Here is a 26,277-nt window from a genome sequence, read left to right on the forward strand (position 1 = left end):
AATACACATACTAATCCTATATCTAGTTATTACACAGCTCTTCAATTTTATCAAAAACTTTTCTTAAAATTTTTATATCTTTATTACAAGTGATTCTAATATAATTTTTATATTTATCTCCAAAAATTTCTCCTGGTAACACTAAAATTCTTTCCTTTAATAAAAGGTCTCTAAATTCATTTCCATCAAACTTAGTTTGAGATAAGTCTATAAATAAATAAATTCCACCTTGGGGTTTACTAATATTTAGATTTTTTATAGTTTTAGTTCTTTCATACCCGTACTCTACTCTTTTCCAATATATATGTTTTAAATTTTCACCTATGTCATCACTAAGTTTTAAAGCTGCTATAGATGCACTTTGACATATATTTGGTGCTGAGTATGTTATTGAATCATTTACAAATCTACATACATCTATAATTTTCGAATTTGATATTATATATCCAATTCTCCAACCTGTCATTGCATAATCTTTTGACATAGTTTTTATTACTACTGTATTTGTAAGCTTTTTATCAATCTCTAACATTGATGTAAACTTATTTTTACCATATGTAAACACTGTATATACCTCATCTGATAAAATTATACAATTATTCTCTCTACTTAAATTATATATTTCTTTTAACAACTCCTTTGAATATACACTTCCACTTGGATTTGTTGGTGAATTTATAATTATCGCCTTAGTTTTGCTCGTTATACACTTTTTTATGTCTTCAATACTCGGGATATATCCATCCTCTATACATGTCTCTACAACTACAACTTTCCCTAAGTTTAATTTAACTTGATCTATATATGTAGGATAATATGGAGCTATTATTATTACTTCATCATCTTTATTTATTATTGATTTTAAAGCTAAATAAAGTCCATGACCAGCTCCTATAGTAACCATTATTTCATTTATATCAATATCTATATTATATCTATTACAATAACTTGATATCTCAGCTCTGAATCTCTCATCTCCTAATGGATGAGTATACATTGTATGACTTATATATTCATTTTTATAAATAGAATCAATAATTCTTTTATCTGTGCATATATCATGGTCACCTAAACTTACATCTATTATATCATCTAATAGATTTACATCATCTCCTGCTGAATTTAATGCACCTATTTGTATATCTTTAAATTCATCTGCTATAAAGTTCATATTCCCTAACCACCTTTTTAGTTGTTTAATATTCATTGTATTTTTACTTTTAATTATAGTCAATCATTATTTAAGCATATTTTTCCATGGATAATAACTATAGATTATGGTAATATTTATATATATGATAACTATTATCAATTAGGAGGTAATTATGAGTATAAATTGCAATAAAAACTGTTGTGAAAATAAATTAAATTCACCTTATATAAAAAAAATATTAGAAATTCTAGGACCTGTTATACTTGGTTCAAAACCAGCTGAGATATTAAATATATCAGGTGAAATGAATCTGAAAAAAAATAAACTTAATGAAATAGAATCATTTTTTGATAAATGTAGTAAAATAAATTACAAAATTATAAATACTTATGATGGTGGTATTAGAGTTCTATTTATTAATAAAAAATCAATGTCTCGTGTATTTACAAATAAAAAGTGTATTAATTTTTTAAAGTTTCTAGGATATCCATCTGATTATGATATGGAAACATATATTAATGTTTTAATTAACAAATTACATTCACCTAATTTTCCAAATGAAATAGGTATATTTTTAGGATATCCACTTAAAGATGTTCTTGGATTTATGGGATATGGAAAAAATGAGCTATATACTACTCGTGTTTGGAAAATTTATGGAGATCCATCTATATCTTATGAAGTATGCAATAGTTTTTTAAAAGATCGAGCTATCATGAAAGAAATGATAAATAATAATTCAATTAGTGAATTAAGAAGTGTAATTTAAAATAAATTTTATTTTTAATGTTTAATTCATAGTATGTAGGGTATATTTTATATATAGAAAATGATAACAATTATCATTCTCTATATATAATTATTATCGAGGTGATACATATGGATTTAATGACAAAAATAAGAAAAAATAGTGCTACACTTCATAGTGCAGCTGAACACAGTGGATTTATAAAAAGAATAGTTGATGGTAATGCATCTAAAGACAGTTATGCTGAGTATTTATTTAATTTAGCTGCTATGTATAATTCTATAGAACAAGCATTAGAAAGAAATACAAATAACGAAACTGTTAAAGAGTTTGCTACTCCAGAATTATATCGTTATGATTTAATAAAAAAAGATTTAGACTTCTTATTAGGAGATAAAGTAAGTGAAATAGAATTACTTCCATCTACTATAGCTTTTGTAGATAAAATAAATGATTTAGAAAAAACTAATCCTGAATTAGTAATTGCTTATGCTTATACAAGATTTATAGCTGATTTATTTGGAGGAAGAACCTTTGTTGCTTTATTAAGTGTTAATTATAAAGTTCCTGCAGAAGGGTTAAACTACTACTCTTGTGATAAAATAAAAGATATTAGATCTTATGTTATGAATTATGCTAATAAGTTAAATAACTTAAAATTATCTTCTGATTTAGAAATTAAATTTATAAATGAAATTAGCAATGCTTATATATATAATCTAGCAATTTCTAATGAATTAGAAGCTAAACTTTATCTAAATTAGTAAAACAAAAACTATCTAAAATAATATTTATATTATTTTAGATAGTTTTTATTTTACTTAATATTATAAAAAATTAATTCATTTTAAATCCATGTTAACTTAAGGTTTATTTAAGGTTAAATTTTTACAATATAGCTATAAAATAGTTCTTAAATAAGGGGTTGGTTATAAATGTCGATAAAATCTTTTCAACGATATGAAAAAAAATTTATTTTAGATAAAAATCAATATGATATGTTAATTCCAAAATTACTCGAATATATGAATCCTGATAAATACTGCAAAGATGGACAAAACTACAGTATATTTAACATTTATTATGATACAAAGCATAGTGATGTCATAAGACACTCTATCTCTAAACCATTTTATAAAGAAAAACTCAGACTTAGAAGTTACACTATTCCTAAAAATATTAATGACAAAGTTTTTCTTGAATTAAAGAAAAAAATAAATGGCATAGTTAATAAGCGGAGAATTTCTCTTACATTAGAAGAAGCATACAAATTTTTAAAATTTGGATATAGACCAGTTTCTACTGACTACTTAAACAATCAAGTTATTAATGAGATACAATATTATCTTAGTAAGAATAAAGTTACTCCTACTGTTTACATTGGTTATAGCCGTAAAGCATTTTTTTGTAAAAATGACCCTGACTTTAGATTAACGTTTGATTCTCATATAACTGCTAGAAGAAATGATTTACATTTAGAATCCGGTTTATATGGCTATGATATTCTAGGTGAAAATAACTATCTTATGGAAGTAAAAATATTAGGTTCTATTCCAGTTTGGTTTACAAAGATTCTTTCTGAGTTAAAGATATACAATACTCATTATTCAAAATATGGAAATGAATTTATGGCCCATTGTTTAAATAATCAAAATAATAATTTAAAAGGAGAAGAAATAATATGTTAGAAACAATAATTTCATCAACAACTGGTGAATCATTTACTCTCACAAATACACTACTTGTTATAGTATCATCACTTTTACTTGGACTGGTTATTAGCCTTGTATATATGAAAACCAATAAAAAAAATGGCTACACTTCTGGTTTTAGTATAACTCTAATAATGCTACCAGTTATAATATCCATTATAATTCTCTTAGTTGGTAATAATGTTGCTAGAGCTTTTAGTTTAGCCGGTGCTTTTTCAATAATTCGTTTTAGAAGTGCTCCTGGTGATCCAAAAGATATTTCTTATGTTTTCTTTACATTAGCTGTTGGTTTAACATGTGGTATGGGTTATATTGGGTATGGAATAATATTCACTACAATTTTATGTGCTGTCATACTTATATTAGATGCTATAAAATTCGCAATTCCAAAAACAAAAACTATGCAACTTAAAATTACAATTCCTGAAGATTTAAACTATGAAGGTGTATTTGAAGACATATTATCTAAATACACAAACTCTTGGAATATAGAAAAAGTAAAAACTAGAGACTTTGGTTCTTTATTTGAATTAAGTTATATAATACATATGAAACCTGATTCTAATCAAAAGAAATTTATTGATGAGCTGAGATGTAGAAATGGTAATTTAAATATAACCCTTACTCTTTCTGGTTTTGAAGAAAAAGTTTATAACTAAAATTTAACTGGTACATAATCAGATTTATACAGATTATATACCAGTTTTTTGCTATTATTTTATATGTTGTAATAATTTAATATTCATTTAAGGCTAATAATGTAATATGAGATTATTAATTATAAAAATTACAAACTATATTTAGAGGTGAATTTATGAAATTATTGTTAGTTGAAGATGAAGTTCAGTTATCAGAAGCTTTAAGCCAAATACTTATAAAAAATAAATATTCTGTTGATGCTGTATACGATGGTGAAGATGGTTTAAATTATGGTTTAACTGATATATACGATATTATTATTTTAGATATTATGCTTCCCAAGTTAAACGGTCTTCAAATACTTAAAATACTTAGAAAAAAAGGTATATCTACCCCAATAATTCTACTAACTGCAAAAGATAGTATTGATGATAAGGTTACTGGATTGGATTTAGGTGCTGATGATTATTTATCAAAACCATTTTCAACAGAAGAATTGCTGGCAAGATTAAGAGCATTAACAAGAAGACGTGGCGAGATTATTAATGATAATATACTTGAATTTGGTGATATAAGATTAAATTTATCTACTTATGATCTAGAATCTGGTGAAAATTCCATAACTCTTACTCTAAAAGAATTTGAAATTCTAAATTATTTTATGCAACGACCTAAAAGTATTGTAAGTAAGGATGATTTAATAACAAAACTCTGGGGATTTGATTCCGAGGCAGATCATAATAATATAGAAGTTTATATCTCCTTTATAAGAAAAAAGTTAACTTATATTAATTCTAATGTAAAAATTGCTACAATTAGAAGAGTTGGATATAAATTGGAGGAATAATCATGTTTGACAAATTACGTTCAAAATTTATATTAATTAATATGAGTTTATTAACAGTTGTATTTATAAGTATATTTGGTACACTCTACTTTATGACTAATGAGAGTATGAATAGGGAAATTAATGCTTCCTTAAATACTCTTATGATTGATAATCCTAATAAGGATCATCGACCTAAGATAAATTCAAGTAATATAACTGTAGATTTAAATTCTAATGGAGATATTATACAAATATCTACTTCTCCTAATATTTATATAGACACAGATATTATAAAAGACTATATTGATGAGGTTATAACCAGCGAAAATATGTCATCTAAAATAAATATATCTAATAATCCATATATTTTCTTAAAAAGAAATTATGTTAATGGTATCAGAATAGTATTTTTAGATGTTTCTTATCAAGAAAATTTTAAGATATCATTATTAAAAATTTTTATTTCAGTTGGTGGCGTAAGTTTAGTTATACTTTTGTTAATTAGTATATATCTAACTAACAAAAGTATAAAACCAATAAAAGATGTTTTTGAGAAACAAAAACAATTTATTGCAGATGCATCTCATGAATTAAAAACACCCTTAACTATAATAAAAACTAATACCTCATTGGTTCTCAGTAACCCTGATGACACTGTAAAAAATCAAACTAAATGGATTAATTATATAAATTTGCAAACAGATAGAATATCTGAACTAGTAAATGAGATGTTATCATTAGCTAAATTAGACACAAAAGAAAATACTCTATTACTATCTTATATTGATATAAGTAGAATAGTTGAAACTATGCTTTTACAATTTGATGCGATTATTTATGAAAATTCTATAAATTTAGAAACGTATATAGAAAAAGATATCTTTATAAATGGTAACATGGAAAGTATGAAAAAATTATTTAGTATAATTATGGATAATGCTATAAAACATACTAAAAATAAAGGTACTATTTCTGTTAAATTATTCTTAGAAAAAAATACAGTTAAATTATCTATAAAAAATACAGGTGAAGGTATAGAGTCTGAACATATAAATAAAATATTTGAAAGGTTTTACAGGATTGATAGCTCTAGGGTTCGTGCAACTGGAGGATATGGCTTAGGTCTTTCTATTGCAAAATCTATAGTAGAACAGCATAAAGGTAAAATATATGCTAAAAGCAAGGTTAATGAATATACAGTATTTTTTGTGGAGCTTCCTATTAAGTTTTAAAATTAACTGAACTATGTTAAAATTGTCTCTGGTAAAATAATACATAGGGAGGTTTTATATTTGAATAAAGCTAATATACTTAAGGTAATAAAACTGTCACTTGGAAGTTCCCTTGCTATTTTTATTGCTTGGCTCTTAAAACTAGAATACTCTACTGTTGCAGGAGTTATAACCTTACTTACAGTAAAAAATACAAAAAAAGAAACTCTTAAAGGTACCCTTGGTAAAATATACGGTTTTATTTTATGTAATATATTTTCGTATTTGTGCTTTAATATTTTCGGGTATCATTTATATGCATTTGCATTATATATATTAATTATTATAAGTTTTTGTTTCTTACTAAATATATCAGATGTTATTGCTATGTGTGTTGTAATTTCTTCACACTATTTCCTTCAAGGTACTATGTCTGTACATTGGATTGTAAATGAATCTTGTTTATTTTTAATTGGTGCTGGAATCGGTGTTTTAATAAATATGTATATACCATCTAATATTGAAAAAATATATGAAAATCAAAAAAGATTACAAAATGAAGTTAGTTCTATCCTTATAGATATTGCGGACTTGATAGTAAATCCTACTAGTGAAAATAAATACAATAAAGATTTAAATACATTAAATAACTTAATAAGTAATAGTATTTCAGAAGCCTATAATAATATAAATAATAATTTATTAAGTGATACTAAATATCTCTTAGACCATATGGAGATTATAAAAAGTCAGAGAAATATATTAGAAAATTTATATTCATATGTATCTCAACTAAGTAGTACTCCACTTCAAGGCCATATTGTATCTGCTTTTATACATAAAATTGGCTATACATCTTTTAATGCTGAAACTGTTGCTGATTTATTAGATGAGTTAGATAGATTGATTGCTACTATGAAAAATCAACCTCTTCCTATAGATAGAATAGAATTTGAAGATAGGGCAATCTTATTTTTATGCCTAACTGAACTAAAAAAGTTCTTAATTAATCGTAAAAATGCACAAGCGCTTAGAGATAATTACTTTTATAATTTATAAATAAAAATACCTATATATAGATTTTAAAATTCTATTATATAGGTATTCTTTTTATTTTACTACACTTAAAGTTATATTATTATTCTTGCTATTATTTATTTTTGCTGCGTATAAAGTTTCTTTACTATCTCTATCTACTACATATATGTATTGTGATACATGACCTCTACTATTCCAAGTTGTAGATGTATTATTTTGAATTTCAAGAGATATAAATAATTTATTATCTATACATCTTAGATTATCTAAACTATACCCAACATCATTAGTATTTATATTTTCATCAAGTTTTAATGAGTACTTTATTTCTTTATTAGTTATTTTATTAGTATTTAAATTAATTTCAATTTCAGATATATTAAATGTTTTACCAAGTTCATAGTCATATATAAGATAAGCTATATCATCGATTAAATAATAATTAAATATATTCCATAAACCTTGTCCATCTATATTTCTTCCTAAACTTAAAGTATCAAATTTTCTAGTTTCTAAATCAAATGATAATAATTGGAACTCTGTTTCAGTTTCATTTTTATTGTTTTTACTATATAATCTATTTACGAAATAAGCTGTACTATCTTTTGAGAATGCAGTATTATATCCGATGCTTGACTCTCCATCCTCACTAAGTTTTTTAGTTAATATATGTTCTGCACTTTTATCCTTTAAATTTAATTTATATACATAAAGTCTTGATTCTTCTGTTTGATTTTCATATTTATTAGTATTATTATAATTTATCATATCTAAGCCTACTACCACATATAGCTCATCTTCAAATACAATAGGAACAGTTGTTGTTGATATTCCATTACTCTCATTATCTTTAACATAAGTATGTAAATTTATAGAATAATTTTTAACTTCTTTAGTTTCTATATTTTCTTCCATAACAGTTGCCACTATTTCTTTTTGTTCATCATCAGCATTTTCTTCTGTATAATATGTACTTACACTTACAACACCTACATAATTATCATATTGGTATGTTCCATTGTCTCCTTGGGAATAATCTAATAATTCCTTATTAGTTATTAAGTCTTGAGCATTACTATATCTAGTTGACGTAGTTTTAGTAAATTTCTCTTCACTAATTCCATCTTTATTTATAGTACTTTTAGATGTTTTATATATACTTTGCATATCTTGAGCAATTATGCTTACATCTCCTAAAGCAGATTTCTCTCCATTTATTTCTTTTATTATAATTTCTTGTTTATTATTTTTCCCTATAAAAATACTTAAACCTATCATTATTATTACTGTGCTTACAATAGCTATTCTTGATAATTTTATTTTCATATCTGTTCACCCCTAAAGATATATCTTTTTATTTAAAAGTCTATATGATATCCCTACCGATATTAAAGCTGTTATTATATAACATACACTTTGATATATAAGTAATTGTCCGCTGTATGATTTATCTGCCATTACAAAAAAGTTAGTACTCGCAAGGATAAATATATATACCACTCCAAGTAATATACCTACTTTTTTAAATGATTTTTGAATTATTACTCCTGTAAATATAATCATTACAGTAATTATTACACCTATTATATTTATCATTATGAATGATATAAAATCAAATTGCATAAACCCTAACATCTCAAATAATATCCTGTGATTTACAACTTCTACAATTTGGCTTAGAGTAACTGTCGTTAATGATGTTACTATTAATATAGATACTATCCAAGATAAGGCTTGAGCAATAATCACTCCATATATAAGAAGTACTACCGTCATTAACTTTGCTATGTACATATCAAATTTATCATTTGGTAACATAAATAGTGTATATGCAGTTTTACTTTTTCCTATAAAGTCTCTATACCAAATTATAAATCCATAAATCAAACATATAACAATGGCTACAACTAAGGCCATGCATATAAAAGTAAATGCCCTATCTATATACCTTTCTCTTATCATCCTTGCAGCTGATGCTTTTTGTAAAAGTTGAATACTTTTATTAGTTTGAAGCTTGTTAGCTACTGCAATTACTACATCACTTAACATCACAAAAACAACACCTATATTAAAAGCAATAAATGCTAAAAGTGCTCCAAGGTATAATTTATATATTCTTTTAAATTCTATATCATATAAAGTTAATATCTTATTCACCCCTATATACCTCCCTCATTTTATCTACAATTGACATACCGTCTTTTTCTCTAGATTCTTCAGCATTAAACTTACATACTAACTTGCCATTATTTATAAGTATTACATCATCTACAATCATTTCTATCTCAGGTATCTCATGAGTAGTTATTACTATACTTTGATCATCAGTCATATACTTTACCATCATTTCTATAATTTCTTCTCTTTTAAATATATCAATTCCTGAAAATGGCTCATCAAGTAATATATATTTTGCTTCTTGAGCAAAACCTAATATTATTTTTATTCTAGCCTTATTTCCTTTCGACAACTTGGATATAACTTTGTCATCTGTTAGATTAAAGCTCTTAAGCATTTCATAGGCCTTCTCATTATTCCAATTTTTATAAAATACACTCATAAATTCAAATGTTTCTTTTATATTTAATTGTGGAAAATGAATATCTATATCTGGAACAAATGCTAATTTGTTATATATTTTATTATTTATTTTTTCTCCATCTATTAATATTTCTCCACTATTTATCTTAACAAGTCCTGCAATTGCTTTTAATATTGTAGATTTTCCTACTCCATTTGTACCTAATATACAAGTGATTTTTCCTTCATGTATATTAAAAGATATATTATTAAGAGCTTTTGTTTTTTTATATCTCTTTACAACATTTTTTACTTCTATCATAAAGTCCCCCTAGTATCTATCATTTATAATTTTTATAATCTCATCTTTATCTACATTTATAGCCTTCATACTTTCTATAAATAGTTCTAAAGATTCATCAATTAAATTTTGTTTTATATCATTTATAACATTTATATCCGTAGTTATAGTACTTTGATAATTTCTAGCCGTATTAATAATTCCCATGTCCTCCATCTCCTTATATGCTTTTTGAACTGTATTTGGATTTACCTTTATACTCACTGCCATTTCCCTTCTAGAAGGTATAGCATCTCCTGGATTTAAAGATCCATTTACTATTTGTTGTTTCATATATCTTACAATTTGAATATACACCGGTTCTCTATCATTTGGAATAAAATTCATTTTATCACCTCCGTATTACTGTACTATATCAGCAGTACAACTCTTTAGGTGTATTATATATCTAATACACTATCTATGCAATATATTTTTACTAAGTTTAATTAAATAAATAAAAAGAGCAGTAAACTAATACTGCTCTCTTTTACTTATTATTTATCTATGTTAAGGTCTTCTTCCACCTTGCATTCCCCCAGGTTGCCCCATATTACTTGTTGATGTAATTCCAGATTGAGTAATACTTGTTACCGAACTTGATACACTAGAACTACCTATCTCTGTACCATTTTTATAAGTTCCATCAGAGTATAATCCATCAATTTCACTTCCACTTGAACTTCCACCTACATATACCTTATATGTAGATTTTGATTTTATTTTGGGTGATGAAACTATTACTGACTGATATGTTTTTGATGGTGCAAATGTTACTATCTCATTACCATTTTCATCTTCTATATGAATTATGGAATTAGCTTCCTGTGCTGATACACTAATATTTAAAGTGTTTTGGCTAGATGAAGTACTTGTTGTTTGAACCATACCTAAGCTACCTGATGCAATTAAAGTACCTCCACTTATATTAAATGTCGAATCATAATCTAGTGCTCCATTTCCACCATTAGTTGGCCCATTTACTATAGCTACACCATCAGTTATAGTTATTGATCCATTCGCATCTAATCCATCTCCAGTTGCATCAACAACTAAATATCCTCCATTTATATTTATCTCAGAACTTGAAGATGATGAGAAATTATTCTGACCTGGTCGCCCGCCTGTCGATGAAGAATCATTCCCTCCCCCAGCATTTACACCATCATCACTTGCTACTACATGAATATTTCCATCATTAATAGTTATAACTTGACTTTCAATACCTTCATATGATTTTGTAATGTCTATAGTTCCTCCATTTATTTCTAAGGTAGAATCTGAATGTATACCATCATCTCCTGAAGACATAGTAATTGTTCCGTTGTTTATTACTAAACTATCATTTGAATGTATCGAATCATCAGAAGAATCTATTTCTATAATTCCTCCATCTATAGTTATATTACTAGTAGCTTTTATAGCTTTTGCACTAGTTGATTCTTCAGTTGATGAATCGCTTGTGATTGTTTGTTGCTGTGGATTTTGATCAGGTGGCATTCCCCAGTTACCCCACTCATTACTACTTGAACTACTATTTTCGCTTCCTCCTCCAGAGGAAATCTTTATATTTCCATCACTTATTAATACGTTAGTTTCTCTTTGTATTCCATCTTGCCCTGCAGTGATATCTAATGTTCCACCTTCTATAGAAACATACCCTTTTGATGTATCTTCACTATTGTTTGATTTTATTCCATCTTTACCTGCATTAATAGTTACATTACCACCAGTTATGACTACAGAGTCCTTACCTCTTAATCCATCTCCAACTGATGCAACACTTATATTTCCATTTTGAATAACTAGATCATCCTTACTTACTATTCCCCTATCATAATTTCCATCCACTTCTAAAGAACCACTACCTATAAAAGTTAAGTCTTCTTTACTAAATATGGCTGCATTTGGTTCATCACTACTTTCATCTTCAAAAACATAACTACTACCATCTTTTATTACATTTGTTGTTCCATCAGCCAGTGAAATTACTGTTTTTTCAGAGCTAGTTATATATATTGCTGAACTATTTGAACAGTTGATATCAACACCATCTAAAACTATATAAGTTTTTTCTTCTTTATTAGTATTAACTATTACTTGTCCATTACTTAAACTCCCACTTATACTATATGTTCCCGATTCAGTTATTGTAATTGTATTGTTTTAAACAGTTACACCTAATCCTTCAATTGTACTATTATTATCTGATAGTTTTATATATGTATCTATATCTCCTATAGATTCTGTTTCTTGAGTAGTTGTTGTTTGTGTACTTTCTTTACTTTCTGTGTTTGTAGTTGATGAATTACTAGTATTCGCCGAACATCCACTCATAACTACACATAAAGAAAGTATCGATAAAAATGATATAAATCTCTTATTCATATTCTTTCCTCCTACTATTTTTATAAAAATATAGTAGCATGAGTACCTTAAATAAATCTTAAAATACTTAATTTATGATTGAATACTTAATTTTTAATGATAAAATTCTATATAAACTTTCATTTATTCTTTCTTCAGTTATATCATTTTCTTCAACTGCTTGTTTAATTTTTTCTATTACTGATGTTACGGTTTCTTGACCTCCTCCTATTAAAATAACATCGCTTCCTGATTGTATACTTTTTATACTTGCATCTTCTACACTCATTATATTAGTAATAGCTCTCATATTCATATCGTCTGTAATTACAACTTTATTAAATCCTAGATTATCTCTTAGAATTCCATTTATAATTTTTGATGATACTGTAGCAGGATTTTCTCTATCTATATTCTCTAAAACAATATGTGATACCATTACTACATCACAATTATTTTTAATTGCATATTTAAATGGAATAAATTCAAAACTTTCAAGTTCATCTAATGTTTTACTTACTATAGGTAATCCAAAATGTGAGTCAACTTCAGTATCTCCATGCCCTGGAAAATGCTTAACAGTAGGAATAACTCCGCTGTCTTGTATCCCTTTCATAGTGGCAACTCCCATAGTTGATACAATATCTTCATCGTTTCCAAATGCCCTATCTCCTATTACAGTATTTTTTGAATTACTATAAATATCTAAAACTGGTGCATGGTCCATATTTATTCCATGACTAATTAGTACTGTTCCTATTTCAAGGCCATTGTTATAAGCATATTCAGTACTATTTTGTTTTCCGATTTCTGATGCACTTTTAAAATTTCTCATGTCATCTGAAATTCTACTTATTCTTCCTCCTTCTTCATCTATTGATACAAATAATGGAACTCCTTTATTTGATTCATTCACATCATTAATTAACTTTTTTATCTGTGATGATGATTCTATATTTCTTTTAAATAAAATAATTCCTCCCACCTTATTTTCATTTACTAAATTATTAAGTTCTTCATTTATAATAGTCCCATCAAATCCTGCTAAAATCATCTGCCCTATCTTTTCATCTAAGGTCATACTAGTAATTATTTTATTAATTAAAACTTCATCTTCATTACTACACCCAGCAAAAAATATAATAAAAAATATAATTATACAAATCTTAATCTTCTTCATACTATGATTATTTCCATATAATTGAATTATTAAAATAAAATGCGTTATAAATAAAAAAGATTATAATAAGGTATTTCTGCCTTAATATAATCTTTTTTATAATTAATTTCCTAAAACTTCATTTAATGCATCATATGTAAAATCTATTATTTCTCCACATCCTACTTTGTTTCTTTTTAAATCTAAACATATTTCAGAATTATATTTTTCTCTTACTTTACTCATTAATGCCTTAGAGTACTGTCTAGCTTCATTTTGACTTAATTCACTGTCTCTACCTTTTAAATATCCAATTACAACTACTGCTGCATTTATAGCTCCACACAAACTTCCAACTGCCATACCTGTTCCCATGCCACTTCCTATAGATACTGGTATATCTGTATTATGTTCCTCGTTATATGATTTAATTAGTGCTTCTGCACAATTATATCCTTGACTATGATATACTGCTGGTTTCGTCATATCATATCCCCTTTCATTATCATTTATTAATATTCTATCTTATTAAATATTAACACATTTAATACTACATTAACCTTTTAATTTTAATTTCTACGCAAAAAAGGCTGTATATTGTAATTTATACACTATACAACCTTTGAATCTAATAACGTAGTAAATTTTGAGGGAGAACTACTATTAGATCTATATAAAACTAGGGTATTATACTTGGCCACTTTTTATTGGCTCTTCTTTAACTATATAATACAACTCTTATATGAATTTAATGTAAAGTTATCATGAAGAGTTCTTAAAGTTTACTTTAAATTTAATTTAAGTGTTTTCCTTTACATAAAATTTTTTTTATATTATACTAGATATTAGTGGGAACTTATATAAATATATAAGTATTACGCTAGCCCAAATAAAAGCATCTATCTTTGATAGGTGCTTTTCCGTTTTTATTCATAAATATAATTCCTAGTTAAAGGTAGCTCATTATTAACGCCATTTGTAAATACAATTTGATGAAGATCTATCACACCATTATAAAAGCAAGATGCGCAAGAATATAAATATATTTTCCACATTCTTATAAATCTTTCATCAAACTTTTCTCTAATTAAATCTATATTTTTTTCAAAATTTTCAGCCCATTTTAATAAAGTCTTCATATAATGTAATCTTAAACTTTCAACATCTTCTACGTAAAATCTATAATTTGAAGATATATATATAATTTCTCTCAAGCTTGGAATCACTCCACCTGGAAATATATATTTTCTCATCCATGCATCTCCCTCAGATTCCCATAAACCGCTTATATAATGAAGTACAAATATTCCACTTTTATTTAAAACGGTAGAAACATTTTTCATAAACAAGTCGTAATTTTCTCTACCAACATGTTCTAACATACCAACACTTACAACTCTATCAAACGTAAGACCTGATTTTTCTAACTCTCTATAGTCCATTAACTTAACATCTAAATACTCTTGTAAATTTTCACTTTCTATTCTACTTTTAAATTTTTTATACTGCTCCTCGCTTAATGTTATACCTAATCCCTTTATTTTATATTTTTTTGCTGCTTCTATAAGTAATGCTCCCCAACCACAACCTATATCTAATAAACTTAATCCTTCTTTTAAGTTTAATTTTTTTAATAAGTGATTAATTTTATTCATTTGAGCTTCGTACAATGAGTTTTTATCTTCCTTAAAATAACCACATGAGTAACTCATAGTTTTATCTAACCATAGGCTATAAAAATCATTACCTAAGTCATAATGATATGAAACCTGTTCTTTTTGCTTATTTTTAGATGTTTTATGTGAAAATAAATTTGGTAATGCTTTAAAATTCGTTAAAAATTTTTCCTTATACTTTAAAACTGTATTAAGCATTAATAAAAAATCACCTTCAACCTCTAAATCTCCATTCATATATTCCTCTCCAAATACTAATGAAGTACTTGTGAGTATATCCTTTTTACTAATAGGTTTCTTTAAAATAATCTTAAATAAAGATTCTTCTCCTCCTAATTTAATTTCTTCTTTATCCCAAAATTCAACAGTAAAAGATTCATTTTCAAATATTTTTAAAAATGATTTAAGAAAAATTTTGTCTAAATCCATTCTTTATCCCTCCTTATTTAACTTATATATTAACTAAAATTCTCTCTATTAATAGTAGAAATTATTTCTCTAACTATAACTACTTATCATTCTATTTATTTAAATCAGCCTTATTCCTATTTTTTCCTAATATATTGATTATTATTTACTAAATTGTATTTAGTAATACTTAATATAAATAATATAATTTAATATATATACATAAAAAAAACAAAGTATGGATTATCATATAGATAATCCATACTTTGTTTTTATTTTCTACTATTATATTGTCTTAATAATGCTTCTTTTCCCATTTCAACTAATCTTCTGCTCATTTGACCACCAACTCTTCCACCTAATTCTCCATTTTGGAAAGAAGTATCATTAGCACCATTTGTACTATTATTTATACCCAATTCATTTGAAATTTCTAATTTCATTTGATTTAATGCTTCTTTTGCATTTGGATCAACTGGTTTATTAGACATATACATCACCTCTTATTCAACTTAAATATTCTTATTTATAGTGTTCTTATTTTATAAAATTATTCAATATTTAAGTATTCTTGTATTCCATCTACTATAGCTTGTGCCATCTTGGTTTGATACTCCTCATCTGATAAATTATTCAATTCTACGTTGTTAGTCAAAAAACCCATTTCAACCAATACAGAAGGACAATCAGTACTTTTAACAACAGCATAATCATCTCTTTTAACTTCTCTATCTCTAACATCTAAACTGTTTATTATACTTGATTGAATTGAATTAGCAAGATCATATGACTCATCTGTCTCGTTTTTCCAATAAAATGTTTCAATTCCATTAGTTGATGATGTTCCATTAGGATCTGCATTGCAATGTAGAGATACAAATATATCAGCATTATTATCATTACAAAATTCAATTCTATCACTTAAAGATAAATATTCATCTGTATCTCTAGTATTTAACACTTCTATGTTACTATTCTCTTCTATTATTTCAGTGACTTTAAGACCAATCTCAAGAGATATGTCTTTTTCACTAGTTTCTCCATCTATACTTTGTGCCCCCACATCATTTCCTCCATGACCCATATCTATAACTACTATTTTTTTATCTTCTTGTGAAGTACACTTAACCTTATTACTTAATACAACATTATTTTCGTCTTTATTATTTAGCATTATATAAATACTAATACCAAATAAAATTAATAAAATTATGGATATAACTTTAAATGGATCTTTATTTATTCTTTTGTTTATCATATTTTTATATTTCTCCCTTATCTAAATATATATCAAGTATTTTTTCATAATACTATTCAAACCTTAAAATAAACTTAATATATATTGAGATTTTACCAATAAAAATATCCATGCATAACTAAATAGTAATTATACATGGATATTTTAAATAATTGAGTTTGAAACTTTCTATATTAATTTTTAATTATATAGCTTTAATATATCTATTTTACTTGTAATTCTTCTATACAGTAATGTAAATACCATCTTATATAACTTAACTCTTCTATAGTTTTGTTTGTATCATCTAAAGTTTGTTTAGTTCTACTTCTAGCATTCTTAAAATTATTCCACTTTTCTATAGTATTATTAGTTGTTCCAGCCCTACTTATATCTAGTAAGTTTGAATAATTTAATAAGTTTTTAAGTTTATTTTTTCTGTTTCAATTAGTTTTTTATTTTCAGCTTGTGACAACTTCGTGTCTTTGATACCTACTCCTACTTCGTCAGTAAAAATATTTAATTCTGGTGATATATTAATAGCTATTGATGATGTAATTAATATCAATAACATTATTTTCATAATATATACCGTTCGTATAAAAAAACTACCCTTGTTAATAAAAGGGTAGTTGCCAATCCAAATAAACAACAGAAAATATACCTATACTATTAGCATAAGATTTCTGCTTAAACAAAGAATAGTTATTCTTTGGCAACTGGCTGGCATAGCTTTTAACCTTAGCCCCTTTAGCTTTGCGTCTCTAGATTTCTCTAAATTTGCCTATAAAATTTTAATTTCTCTTAAATAATATCATCAAAATAAATTTTTTACAATATTTATTTTATATATTATTAGATATATCTGTATAATTGTAGAAATTTTTCATTTCTTCTTCATTAGGACCTACTTCCCCATGAAGTTCTAAACCTTCTTTTCTTACTCCATATTTTCTATAAGCATTAAGTTTATATTTACATTTATTATCTATAATTTTTGCTACCTCTTTTATTGTATATTCATTATTTAAGTTAGGTGCTACTACAGTTCTAACTTCATGAAGTTTATCTTTTTCTAAAAGATAATGCAAGTTTTTTATTACAATCTCATTTTTTTTACCTGTAATTTTTATATGTTCATCTTTATCCATACATTTTACATCTAACATAAATTTATCAGTAATATTTACTAAATCTTCTCTTTGACTTAAATCTAATGTCCCATTAGTATCAACGAAACAAGTAAGATTTAACTCTCTTTTTACCTTAGTAAATAATTTCACTAAGAAATCTGCATTAAGTGTACATTCTCCTCCACTAACAGTTATACCCTGTATAAATGGTCTTATTTTTTTTATTTCTTCAAATAATTCTTCTACTGAATATTCTATTGTTTTTGGAGTTGATAAATTTTCACATGTTTTTATACAATTATCACACTCTACACATATATCTTTATTCCAAACTACCTTTTTATCTTCTATTTTTAGTGCCTCAACTGGGCAAGTTAAAACGCACTTGCCGCAGTTAGTACACATATTTATAGTTTCTGGGTTATGGCAATAAGTACACCTTAGATTACATCCTTGGAAAAATATAGCCGTTCTATTTCCTGGTCCATCTATACAAGAAAATGGTATTATTTTATTTACTAAAGCCATAATTAATCTCTAAGCCTTCTATCAAATGCTTTTGCTCCATTTTTAGCATTCATACCAAATACTGTAGCATTATTCTTAACTGCTTTTCCACTTTCTAATTCTGCAACCTCTGATTTTTTAACAAGATATCCAGTAACACGAACAACATCACATCCACCTGAATATGCTGATATATATCTTATGCCATTATTAAATGCTCCATCTACAATATTTACTATAGCTTCTGGATTATCTTTATAAGTATCTTCAAATACAAATATATCCCCTATACCATTAAAGAAATATTTATGATACGGAGCAGATTGAACTATATGTTCAAATATTTCTGGTTCTTCACCTACAGGTATTCTACACCCTGGTGATATCCCTGTATCTGAATCTATCCCTACCTGACAGTGCATTACATGATTTCCATTAAAACATCCTACATATTTAGATTTATATGAAGTTACTATTGAATTAAGTTTTTCTATTATTCTTTCACCTAGATCATTTGCTATTTTTGAGTGACCAAATCTATCCTTTTGTTCTCTAGCATTTAATAAATAGTTTACTGCTTCAGCAAGTCCAACCATTCCAAACATTCCTGTGAACAGATCTTTATTTACAAACCCTTCCTTTACAAGGAAGTTTGACTTAAAGAATGCAGACTCTTCTACTAAAAATCTTACTCTTTCATCTATATATTCAAGCATCTTTTCAGCAGCAAAAGGTAACTTATTATCTAAGAAATCTTCTATCGATTCTGCTGTTTGTGCCAATCTACTAAGAACTAATCTTACTAGGGTATATCCACCCCCACCTATTATAAATCCATTATAACAACTTGCAATAGCATAGTTTTCAGTTCCAAAATCTTTCGTATCCATTTTGTGGTTTGCAAAACTAGGCTTAGCTGTAACTAAAGCTGTACTTGCACATAATTCTATAAACTCTTTTGATGTTATATCTTTATCATATTTGACTGTTAAGTTAGGCATCGCACACTCTAGCTCTTTCATTGCTTTTAATATAAGTCTACCTGCCTTAGTATCTACTGGACCTATATTGGCATGAACGAATGAATCTGTAAGCGCTCTATCTATATGAGTTAGATATAATTTTATAGCTTTATATGCTTCTTCTTCATCTTTTACAAACGGCTCTAATAATGTATCTATATTTCCTAAGTATACTGGGTACGAAGTTATCGATGGTACATGCTTATATAGTATAAGTAAGCTATTAGTAGCTTCCCATATATCTGTTGGTGGTTTTAGATCTAAAAATTCGCATCCTTTTTCCATTAATACTTCATAATTAGGTATTACATATCTTGGTCTATAAGGTGCATTTCCTTCAAACATAGTGCAGATTATTTCTGCATCAAGAAGAGGTTTAGTTTCTTCATCTATATTTAATACATTAAGAGTACTTTCAGCTTGTCCAGCTAATTGCAGTACTTGTTGGTTGTAAGTTAATGTTTCATTTTTTATAATGTTTAATACTTGTTCCATAAGTATTTCCCCCTAAATTTATATGTATTTTATATTTAAAAATTATTTTATTGAATCCAATTTTTCTGATAGTTTATAAAACTGATCTTTTGTTATTGTAATACCTTTTCTACTTACTGAAATTAAATTTTCCTCTTTTAATGTTTTTAAGTTTCTATTGATTGTTCTAGTAGAAAAACCTAATATTGAGCCTATTTCTTCTCTAGTTTTTTCTAAAAATACTATATTTTTATCTTCATTCTCAAAAACATTAATTAAATAGTTTATTAATGTACATATTGCTGGATATGCAAGTACTTCTCCAGTACTTAATGATTGATCATACATAGTCTTTGATACAAAATGTAGAATTTCTAATGTCAATTTTTGATCATTTTGAATCCATTTAATAAAATCCCTTTTAGGAATTTCTATTACTATACACTCTGTAGTAGTTTGAAGAGTTGAAGAGTAAGTTAGTTGATTAGCCATAATTTCCATTACGCCAATATATGCTATCGGTTTGACATTTGCAAAGCTATATACAAACCCATTTTCAAACTCATTTTTTACTTGCATATTTCCTTCACAACTTATATATACACTTTCAATACTATTTCCTTTAAGTACTATTAATTTCCCTTTTTCAAATCTTACTAATTTACATTGCCTTTTTATATGATTAGGTATTTTATTTATAAAGTCTTTTACTTTTTTATCTTTTATCCGATTATAAAACAAGCTTTCTTGCATATTTTATTTTCTCCTAACGAACAAATGATTTGTTCTATAATTATTTTATCATTATTTTTATACTTCCTAAAAGGACATATGTCCTTCTATATACATTTTTATAATATATTCTTTACAATAAAAAATCTACACTAATTAAGATAATAATTGCTACTAATACTCTGCTTATAAATTGTAAATTAACGTTAATTATGGTATTCTATTCTTTTAGATGATTATATTAAATTTTATTTTGGAGGAATTGAGATGTCATTTTTAATTTTAATTGTAGGATTCTTTTTCTTAATAAAAGGAGCTGATATATTTGTAGAAGGTGCTGCATCTATAGCTAAAAAATTTAACGTTCCTTCTATGATTATAGGACTTACTATAGTTGCAATGGGAACATCTGCACCTGAAGCAGCTGTAAGTATAACATCATCATTAGCTGGTCAAAATGATATGAGTGTTGCTAATGTTGTTGGTTCTAACTTTTTTAATATCCTTATGGTTCTTGGTGTATCATCTTTAATAGCTAAATTGCCTGTGGAGAAAAATACAATAAAAAAAGATGCTCCATTTTTAATAATTGTGAGTGCTATTCTATTATTATTCGGAGTAGATTTAAAAATAAGTAGAATAGAAGGTATTATTTTACTATCCTTATTTACTTACTTCTTAATAAATACTATAAAAAGTGCAAAAGCATCTAGTAAAAATTCATCTATAGATGAAATTGCTACAACAGCTATAGAAGATGAAGTTGTAAGTGAAATTCCTATGCTTAAAACATTATTATTATGTATCATAGGTATAATAGGTATAGTTATTGGCGGTGATATGGTTGTAAATTCTGCTACTTCTATAGCAACTTCATTTGGTATGAGTGCTAACTTAGTTGGGTTAACAATTGTTGCTGTTGGTACATCTTTACCTGAATTTGTTACATCTATTGTTGCTATAAAAAAGGGTGAAACTGAAATAGCTATTGGGAATGTTATTGGATCTAACTTATTTAATATACTATTAGTTTTAGGATTAGCCACTACAATTTATCCTATAACTATAAGCATGTTCGCTTTAATAGATATAGCATTTATGGTTGCTATAACAGTTCTTTTATATTTATTTATGAAGAAAGATTCTTCTCTTGTAAAAAAGCATGGCTTAATATTAGTTATTATATATGTTGCATATATGATTTATACTATTCTAAGATAGTAAAATGACTGCAAATAATTCAAATTATTTGCAGTCATTTTTTATAAATATTATGATAGTTATGGTATCCTATATAAGGATATTATTATTGAGGGGAGTATAAGTAAATTGAAATCAGTTATATTCAGATTTTTTAAAATGATAGTAGGATTCTGTTTTTGTGCCTTAGGTATTGTAATGATGATAAATGCTAACTTAGGTTTGTCACCTTGGGATGTATTACACGAAGGTATATATAATCTAACAGGTATAACTATGGGAAAAGCAAGTATTATAATTGGAGTTATAGTCGTTATTATTGATATAGTGCTTGGTGAGAATTTAGGTTGGGGTACTATTATTAATATGATTTTAGTTGGAGTTCTCATGGATATTCTAATGTTAAATAATCTAGTTCCTATAGCTAATAACTTTATTCCTGGGCTTATTATGATGTTAGTCGGAATGTTTTTTATGGGAATTGGATGTGTACTTTATTTAGGTTCTGGATTTGGAAGTGGTCCTAGAGATGGTATGATGGTTGCAATTCAAAAAAGAACAGGTAAATCGCTAACACTTATAAGAGGACTAATGGAAATTATAGCACTTAGTGTAGGTTATTTTTTAGGTGGTACTGTTGGAATAGGAACTGTTATTAGTGCACTTGGATTAGGTTATTTTATTCAGCTTACATTTAAATTATGTAAATTTGATGGTACTAAAGTTCAGCATAGGTATATTGTTGATGACATTAATTATATAAGAAATCTTTTAAATAAAGAAAATGAGAGTAAGCAATTATTTATTAAATAAATTATATAAAAAGTGTAGATAGTCTATATAAACAAACTTATCTACACTTTTTACATTTAACAGATTATACTATCTGATAAAATAATCCATGATTTGTACAATAATAGAATAATCTTCCGTGTCCTCGCTTACGCAATCTAAGTTGAAGATCCCATTCAGGATATTGCTTTGCAATAAGTACACTATCTCCTTTTAAATATGCTAAGAAAGATATATAATGTTCTTTGTCCATGGAGTGATTAGACGTTATATATAACTCATCTTCCACAGGCTCTATATTTAAAACGTGTTTTTCATCTGATTTCTTTGCTTCTAATGCTTCTAATTTTTTCCCACAACATGATATTTCTGCATTGCCCGTAGCTGTCATTAAATTATTACATTGTGGACATACATAAAATTTTAATTTATTCATATTTCCTCCTACTAAGTTGTTTAAATTTATCTCTCCTTCTAATATTCTATCAACACTTACACAAAAGATTTCTGCTAACTCTGAAAGTAATGATATATCTGGACACCCTAATCCTCTTTCCCATTTACTTATTGTTTTATCACTAATATTCATTAAATCAGCTACTTGTTTTTGTGTCATGTTCTTTTCTTTTCTTAGATTATATATTAATTTACCTATTTTTTTACAGTCCATTAACATCACTCCTTAGATATAATTTAAACTATTTAGTAAAATCATTCAATAAACTCTCCGTAGAGTTTTCTCTTAATCTATAGGTTCTGCTCTAATATAGTAATAGTCTTAAACATATGATTTTTCATTATAATAATATATTATTTTCTTATATTCCCTTTATAAATCTATCGAGTTATAATATTTTTCCCTGTTTATAACCTCTTGATTATCATTATTAATTTCTATATATACAGGACCTGTTGAGAATTCAATCTTTCATTAGCTTTAAATGTTTTATTTATTTCTAAACCTATGTAATATAAATTACCTGTATCACCTTTAGTTATTATATGCTCTCCTACTTCTAATTCCATTTCTATAACTCCGTTATTTGCAGTATATTCTTGTCCATCAATCACCACGTCTTTATTAAATGTTGAATTTAATACCAATATAAGTTTTGAATTATTTTCAGTTATAAATTTAATACTTGTTGAAGACTCCATTTTTAAGCATTTAGTAAGTTTTAAATCATTATATTTTACTGTTCCTTTCGTACTTGAAAGATTTCCTGATATATCAAAGAAGTTACTACTTTTATTATCCGTTGTAAAGTTATGCTTAACTATTATTGATTCATCAGGAGTCGATGGTGTTTGATCTACTTCTGGTTTTTCCGGTTCTTCTGGTGTAACTGGTGGAATTTCTTCAGGTTGTTGTGGTTCATCTGGTATTACTGGCTCTAATGTTTCTATTGATCCACCACCAATAGAAATTAATTGACTTTTGTATCCTTTGATTGCATTCATTAACTCTATATTTACGCTAGAACTAATATCATCAGCACTTGTAAATTTCCACTCAAAATCTCCACCATTTACTCTTCCTGAATAGTTTGTAACAATACCTCTTACATCTTCTATATTATCTGGAGTATACTCATACATTTTAGAACTTGTATCAAAGTTATTATATGTATTTGCTCCACTTAAAGTCTTATATGTACTTGGAACTATTTCATTTCTCGAAATTGCTAAATAAGCATCAAACTGTGTTGAATTTTGACTTGCATATACAATTCTTGATTCACCTGATATCTTGTTGTTATATGCTTTGATCATACCACCAGATTCACCTGAGAAGTTTCCTTTACCATTTCCATATATATCACTGCCTTGTAATGAAATAAGCATTGGATATTTAGTATTTCTAAAATCACTAGCTTCTACGAAAGCTGAACTGCCTTTAGTTACCCCAACTCCATATTTTGAATTTCCATCAAAATAATTATTATAAATATGCACTGTACCGACTCTTATTCTAGGATGCCTTGAGTCTGAATGATCAAACCAATTATGATGATACGTTACAAAAAACTCTTCAGTATCACTCATTCCACAAAGTGAAGCTTTACCTGAATCATAAAAATGGTTGTATGAAATTGTTACATAGGTTGATTTTCCCTTAACATCAGCTGAACCATCTCCTTTTGCCTGGTCTACATCACTTCCTGCACTTCCATAGAATATATCATTATTATGAATCCATATATTCTCATTCCCTGTATCCAGTGAAATTGCATCATCTGGGAATAACATTATACCAACATTTCTTAATTCTACATTATGAGAATCTCTAATTAAAAATCCCTATTTATATACTGTAGTATCCTCTCCTACACCTTCAAAAGTAACATTATATATTCCCTTTAATTGTAAATATCCACTTGAATTAAGTCCTATAATATCTGATCCTTTTATTTCTCCAATCATACGTATTATTAAAGGTGTTTTATCATAACCTTTTGGACGTTTTGATAGTATATCTACTATACCTGTACATTTAGTTTTACTCCCTTTGCTATTAGTAATAACATCTAACGTTACTGTATTAACATTTTCTGATGTTATATATATTATTTTTGAATCATTCTTAACTGTTCCATTATCATTATATCCTCCTGAGCTAGTCTTCATAGGAGATTCTTTAGAGAACCCAAAACCTTCTCTTGTATGATTTTTAACTTCTATATCTGTTATTATTCCTTGTAAAGATACCTCTTCTTTATTATCTATTGTAGGAATTACTTTTATAATGTATTCGCCTTCTGAAAGACCCAGTATATCTGCTCTAAAATATGATGAGTATTGCCTTATTAGTTCATCGTCTATTTTTTTATATTTATAATATGATTCAGATGCTAGCTTATAATAAACATTATACCCTTTAGCCTCTTTTATCGGCTTCCATTCAACACTTATACTTTCTAACCATCCTTTACTTTCTAATATAGAAACTTTGCTTAATTGAGTTATATGGCCTGTATTATTCTCTATTGCACTTGCAATAATAGCTACATTAGTAGATATTATTGACGCTATAGTCATAGATGCTATAGCTTTTGATAAAATTTTCATCTTCAAATTTAAATCTCCCTTTTATAAATTTATTGTAGCTAAGGGTATTCCGATAAAATCTTAATTCTTTAGTTTTATTTTGCAATAAAAAAACTATCCTAACTTAAGAAAGAGGATAGTTTCCATATAAATCATTACAACCTAATCTATATTTAATTAAATATATTAAATAAATATAATCTTATTTTATAAGAACAAAGAATAAATATTCTTCGGCAACTGGCTGGCATAGTAATAATTACCTTAGCCCCTTTAGCTTTGCGTCTTTGGATTTCTCCAAATTTGCCATTATTTTATTGTAAAAACAATTT

General features: G+C 26.6%; 28 protein-coding genes and 2 riboswitches. Of the genes, 9 read left to right on the forward strand and 19 right to left on the reverse strand.

The features are described from left to right. Positions 1 to 22: 22 nt before the first annotated feature. Entirely contained in the window at positions 23 to 1,171 is a 1,149-nt protein-coding gene (locus EIH23_RS09680) for an aminotransferase class I/II-fold pyridoxal phosphate-dependent enzyme (RefSeq protein WP_164489038.1), read from the reverse strand. 154 nt (positions 1,172 to 1,325) lie between these two features. Here EIH23_RS09680 and EIH23_RS09685 point away from each other — a divergent pair, with 154 nt between their 5' ends. From EIH23_RS09685 to EIH23_RS09715, 7 genes are all read left to right on the forward strand, one after another. Beyond that, positions 1,326 to 1,922, forward strand: a complete 597-nt coding sequence (locus tag EIH23_RS09685; RefSeq protein ID WP_122640092.1) for a DUF3793 family protein — start codon at positions 1,326 to 1,328, stop codon at positions 1,920 to 1,922. Between the two features lie 110 nt (positions 1,923 to 2,032). Next, positions 2,033 to 2,665, forward strand: a complete 633-nt coding sequence (locus EIH23_RS09690) for a biliverdin-producing heme oxygenase (protein ID WP_122640093.1) — start codon at positions 2,033 to 2,035, stop codon at positions 2,663 to 2,665. A 171-nt stretch (positions 2,666 to 2,836) separates the two neighbouring features. Then, a complete protein-coding gene (locus EIH23_RS09695; RefSeq protein WP_122640094.1) occupies positions 2,837 to 3,589 on the forward strand; it encodes a polyphosphate polymerase domain-containing protein in 753 nt (250 codons plus the stop codon). Beyond that, complete coding sequence (locus EIH23_RS09700) at positions 3,583 to 4,272, forward strand: DUF4956 domain-containing protein (protein ID WP_122640095.1); 690 nt, start codon at positions 3,583 to 3,585, stop codon at positions 4,270 to 4,272. The genes EIH23_RS09695 and EIH23_RS09700 overlap by 7 nt, the downstream gene beginning before the upstream one ends. Before the next feature lie 155 nt (positions 4,273 to 4,427). Next, the gene (locus EIH23_RS09705) at positions 4,428 to 5,099 is read left to right on the forward strand and encodes a response regulator transcription factor (RefSeq protein ID WP_122640096.1); all 672 of its coding nucleotides are present in this window, start codon (positions 4,428 to 4,430) and stop codon (positions 5,097 to 5,099) included. 2 nt (positions 5,100 to 5,101) lie between these two features. After that, complete coding sequence (locus EIH23_RS09710; protein WP_122640097.1) at positions 5,102 to 6,313, forward strand: sensor histidine kinase; 1,212 nt, start codon at positions 5,102 to 5,104, stop codon at positions 6,311 to 6,313. A 60-nt stretch (positions 6,314 to 6,373) separates the two neighbouring features. Then, on the forward strand, positions 6,374 to 7,351 hold the full coding sequence (locus EIH23_RS09715; protein ID WP_122640098.1) for an aromatic acid exporter family protein: 978 nt from the start codon (positions 6,374 to 6,376) through the stop codon (positions 7,349 to 7,351). A 51-nt stretch (positions 7,352 to 7,402) separates the two neighbouring features. On the opposite strand, the gene EIH23_RS09720 is transcribed toward EIH23_RS09715, so the two are convergent. The 15 genes from EIH23_RS09720 to EIH23_RS09780 all read right to left on the reverse strand — a co-directional run bounded on the left by EIH23_RS09720 (position 7,403) and on the right by EIH23_RS09780 (position 20,926). Beyond that, positions 7,403 to 8,656 (reverse strand): hypothetical protein, encoded by a 1,254-nt coding sequence (locus EIH23_RS09720; protein WP_122640099.1) that lies wholly within the window; start codon positions 8,654 to 8,656, stop codon positions 7,403 to 7,405. A 12-nt stretch (positions 8,657 to 8,668) separates the two neighbouring features. Then, positions 8,669 to 9,487, reverse strand: coding sequence for a hypothetical protein (locus EIH23_RS09725; protein WP_122640100.1), 819 nt, complete (start codon positions 9,485 to 9,487; stop codon positions 8,669 to 8,671). After that, complete coding sequence (locus EIH23_RS09730) at positions 9,480 to 10,172, reverse strand: ABC transporter ATP-binding protein (RefSeq protein WP_122640101.1); 693 nt, start codon at positions 10,170 to 10,172, stop codon at positions 9,480 to 9,482. Before EIH23_RS09730 ends, EIH23_RS09725 begins: the two co-directional genes overlap by 8 nt. Before the next feature lie 9 nt (positions 10,173 to 10,181). Next, the gene (locus tag EIH23_RS09735) at positions 10,182 to 10,538 is read right to left on the reverse strand and encodes a GntR family transcriptional regulator (RefSeq protein WP_122640102.1); all 357 of its coding nucleotides are present in this window, start codon (positions 10,536 to 10,538) and stop codon (positions 10,182 to 10,184) included. Positions 10,539 to 10,700: 162 nt separating this feature from the next. Beyond that, positions 10,701 to 12,347, reverse strand: a complete 1,647-nt coding sequence (locus tag EIH23_RS09740; RefSeq protein ID WP_330566218.1) for a carbohydrate-binding domain-containing protein — start codon at positions 12,345 to 12,347, stop codon at positions 10,701 to 10,703. 9 nt (positions 12,348 to 12,356) lie between these two features. Further along, complete coding sequence (locus EIH23_RS16610; protein ID WP_243113375.1) at positions 12,357 to 12,578, reverse strand: hypothetical protein; 222 nt, start codon at positions 12,576 to 12,578, stop codon at positions 12,357 to 12,359. Positions 12,579 to 12,645: 67 nt separating this feature from the next. Continuing rightward, positions 12,646 to 13,737: a beta-N-acetylhexosaminidase gene (nagZ, locus tag EIH23_RS09745; protein WP_122640103.1), complete on the reverse strand. Its 1,092-nt coding sequence runs from the start codon at positions 13,735 to 13,737 to the stop codon at positions 12,646 to 12,648. A 102-nt stretch (positions 13,738 to 13,839) separates the two neighbouring features. Continuing rightward, a complete protein-coding gene (locus tag EIH23_RS09750; protein ID WP_122640104.1) occupies positions 13,840 to 14,202 on the reverse strand; it encodes a C-GCAxxG-C-C family (seleno)protein in 363 nt (120 codons plus the stop codon). Positions 14,203 to 14,642: 440 nt separating this feature from the next. Continuing rightward, complete coding sequence (locus EIH23_RS09755) at positions 14,643 to 15,821, reverse strand: SAM-dependent methyltransferase (protein WP_122640105.1); 1,179 nt, start codon at positions 15,819 to 15,821, stop codon at positions 14,643 to 14,645. 251 nt (positions 15,822 to 16,072) lie between these two features. Then, entirely contained in the window at positions 16,073 to 16,291 is a 219-nt protein-coding gene (locus EIH23_RS09760; RefSeq protein WP_279265875.1) for an alpha/beta-type small acid-soluble spore protein, read from the reverse strand. A gap of 59 nt (positions 16,292 to 16,350) precedes the next feature. Continuing rightward, entirely contained in the window at positions 16,351 to 17,058 is a 708-nt protein-coding gene (locus EIH23_RS09765) for an N-acetylmuramoyl-L-alanine amidase family protein (protein WP_122640107.1), read from the reverse strand. Between the two features lie 391 nt (positions 17,059 to 17,449). Then, positions 17,450 to 17,620 carry a hypothetical protein gene (locus tag EIH23_RS16335; RefSeq protein ID WP_164489039.1) on the reverse strand — a complete coding sequence of 57 codons (171 nt, stop codon included), beginning with the start codon at positions 17,618 to 17,620 and terminating at the stop codon, positions 17,450 to 17,452. A 128-nt stretch (positions 17,621 to 17,748) separates the two neighbouring features. Next, positions 17,749 to 17,832: riboswitch (cyclic di-GMP riboswitch) on the reverse strand. Between the two features lie 50 nt (positions 17,833 to 17,882). Beyond that, positions 17,883 to 18,698 (reverse strand): YjjW family glycine radical enzyme activase, encoded by an 816-nt coding sequence (locus tag EIH23_RS09770; protein ID WP_122640108.1) that lies wholly within the window; start codon positions 18,696 to 18,698, stop codon positions 17,883 to 17,885. Positions 18,699 to 18,700: 2 nt separating this feature from the next. Further along, positions 18,701 to 20,194 carry a YjjI family glycine radical enzyme gene (locus tag EIH23_RS09775; RefSeq protein WP_122640109.1) on the reverse strand — a complete coding sequence of 498 codons (1,494 nt, stop codon included), beginning with the start codon at positions 20,192 to 20,194 and terminating at the stop codon, positions 18,701 to 18,703. A gap of 42 nt (positions 20,195 to 20,236) precedes the next feature. Then, positions 20,237 to 20,926 (reverse strand): Crp/Fnr family transcriptional regulator, encoded by a 690-nt coding sequence (locus tag EIH23_RS09780; RefSeq protein ID WP_122640110.1) that lies wholly within the window; start codon positions 20,924 to 20,926, stop codon positions 20,237 to 20,239. Positions 20,927 to 21,172: 246 nt separating this feature from the next. Here EIH23_RS09780 and EIH23_RS09785 point away from each other — a divergent pair, with 246 nt between their 5' ends. Then, on the forward strand, positions 21,173 to 22,126 hold the full coding sequence (locus EIH23_RS09785) for a calcium/sodium antiporter (protein WP_122640111.1): 954 nt from the start codon (positions 21,173 to 21,175) through the stop codon (positions 22,124 to 22,126). A gap of 108 nt (positions 22,127 to 22,234) precedes the next feature. Next, the gene (locus EIH23_RS09790) at positions 22,235 to 22,918 is read left to right on the forward strand and encodes a YczE/YyaS/YitT family protein (RefSeq protein WP_243113376.1); all 684 of its coding nucleotides are present in this window, start codon (positions 22,235 to 22,237) and stop codon (positions 22,916 to 22,918) included. A gap of 64 nt (positions 22,919 to 22,982) precedes the next feature. Here EIH23_RS09790 and EIH23_RS09795 read toward each other — a convergent pair whose 3' ends face one another. From EIH23_RS09795 to EIH23_RS16620, 3 genes are all read right to left on the reverse strand, one after another. Beyond that, a complete protein-coding gene (locus EIH23_RS09795; protein ID WP_122640112.1) occupies positions 22,983 to 23,567 on the reverse strand; it encodes a helix-turn-helix domain-containing protein in 585 nt (194 codons plus the stop codon). Positions 23,568 to 23,791: 224 nt separating this feature from the next. Further along, entirely contained in the window at positions 23,792 to 25,189 is a 1,398-nt protein-coding gene (locus tag EIH23_RS16615; RefSeq protein ID WP_279265880.1) for a pectate lyase family protein, read from the reverse strand. Positions 25,190 to 25,198: 9 nt separating this feature from the next. Next, positions 25,199 to 25,972, reverse strand: coding sequence for a hypothetical protein (locus EIH23_RS16620; RefSeq protein ID WP_243113378.1), 774 nt, complete (start codon positions 25,970 to 25,972; stop codon positions 25,199 to 25,201). A gap of 205 nt (positions 25,973 to 26,177) precedes the next feature. Further along, positions 26,178 to 26,263, reverse strand: a riboswitch (cyclic di-GMP riboswitch). Positions 26,264 to 26,277 lie beyond the last annotated feature (14 nt).

Source organism: Romboutsia sp. Marseille-P6047, assembly GCF_900604535.1.
Taxonomy (GTDB): Bacteria; Bacillota; Clostridia; order Peptostreptococcales; family Peptostreptococcaceae; genus Romboutsia_E.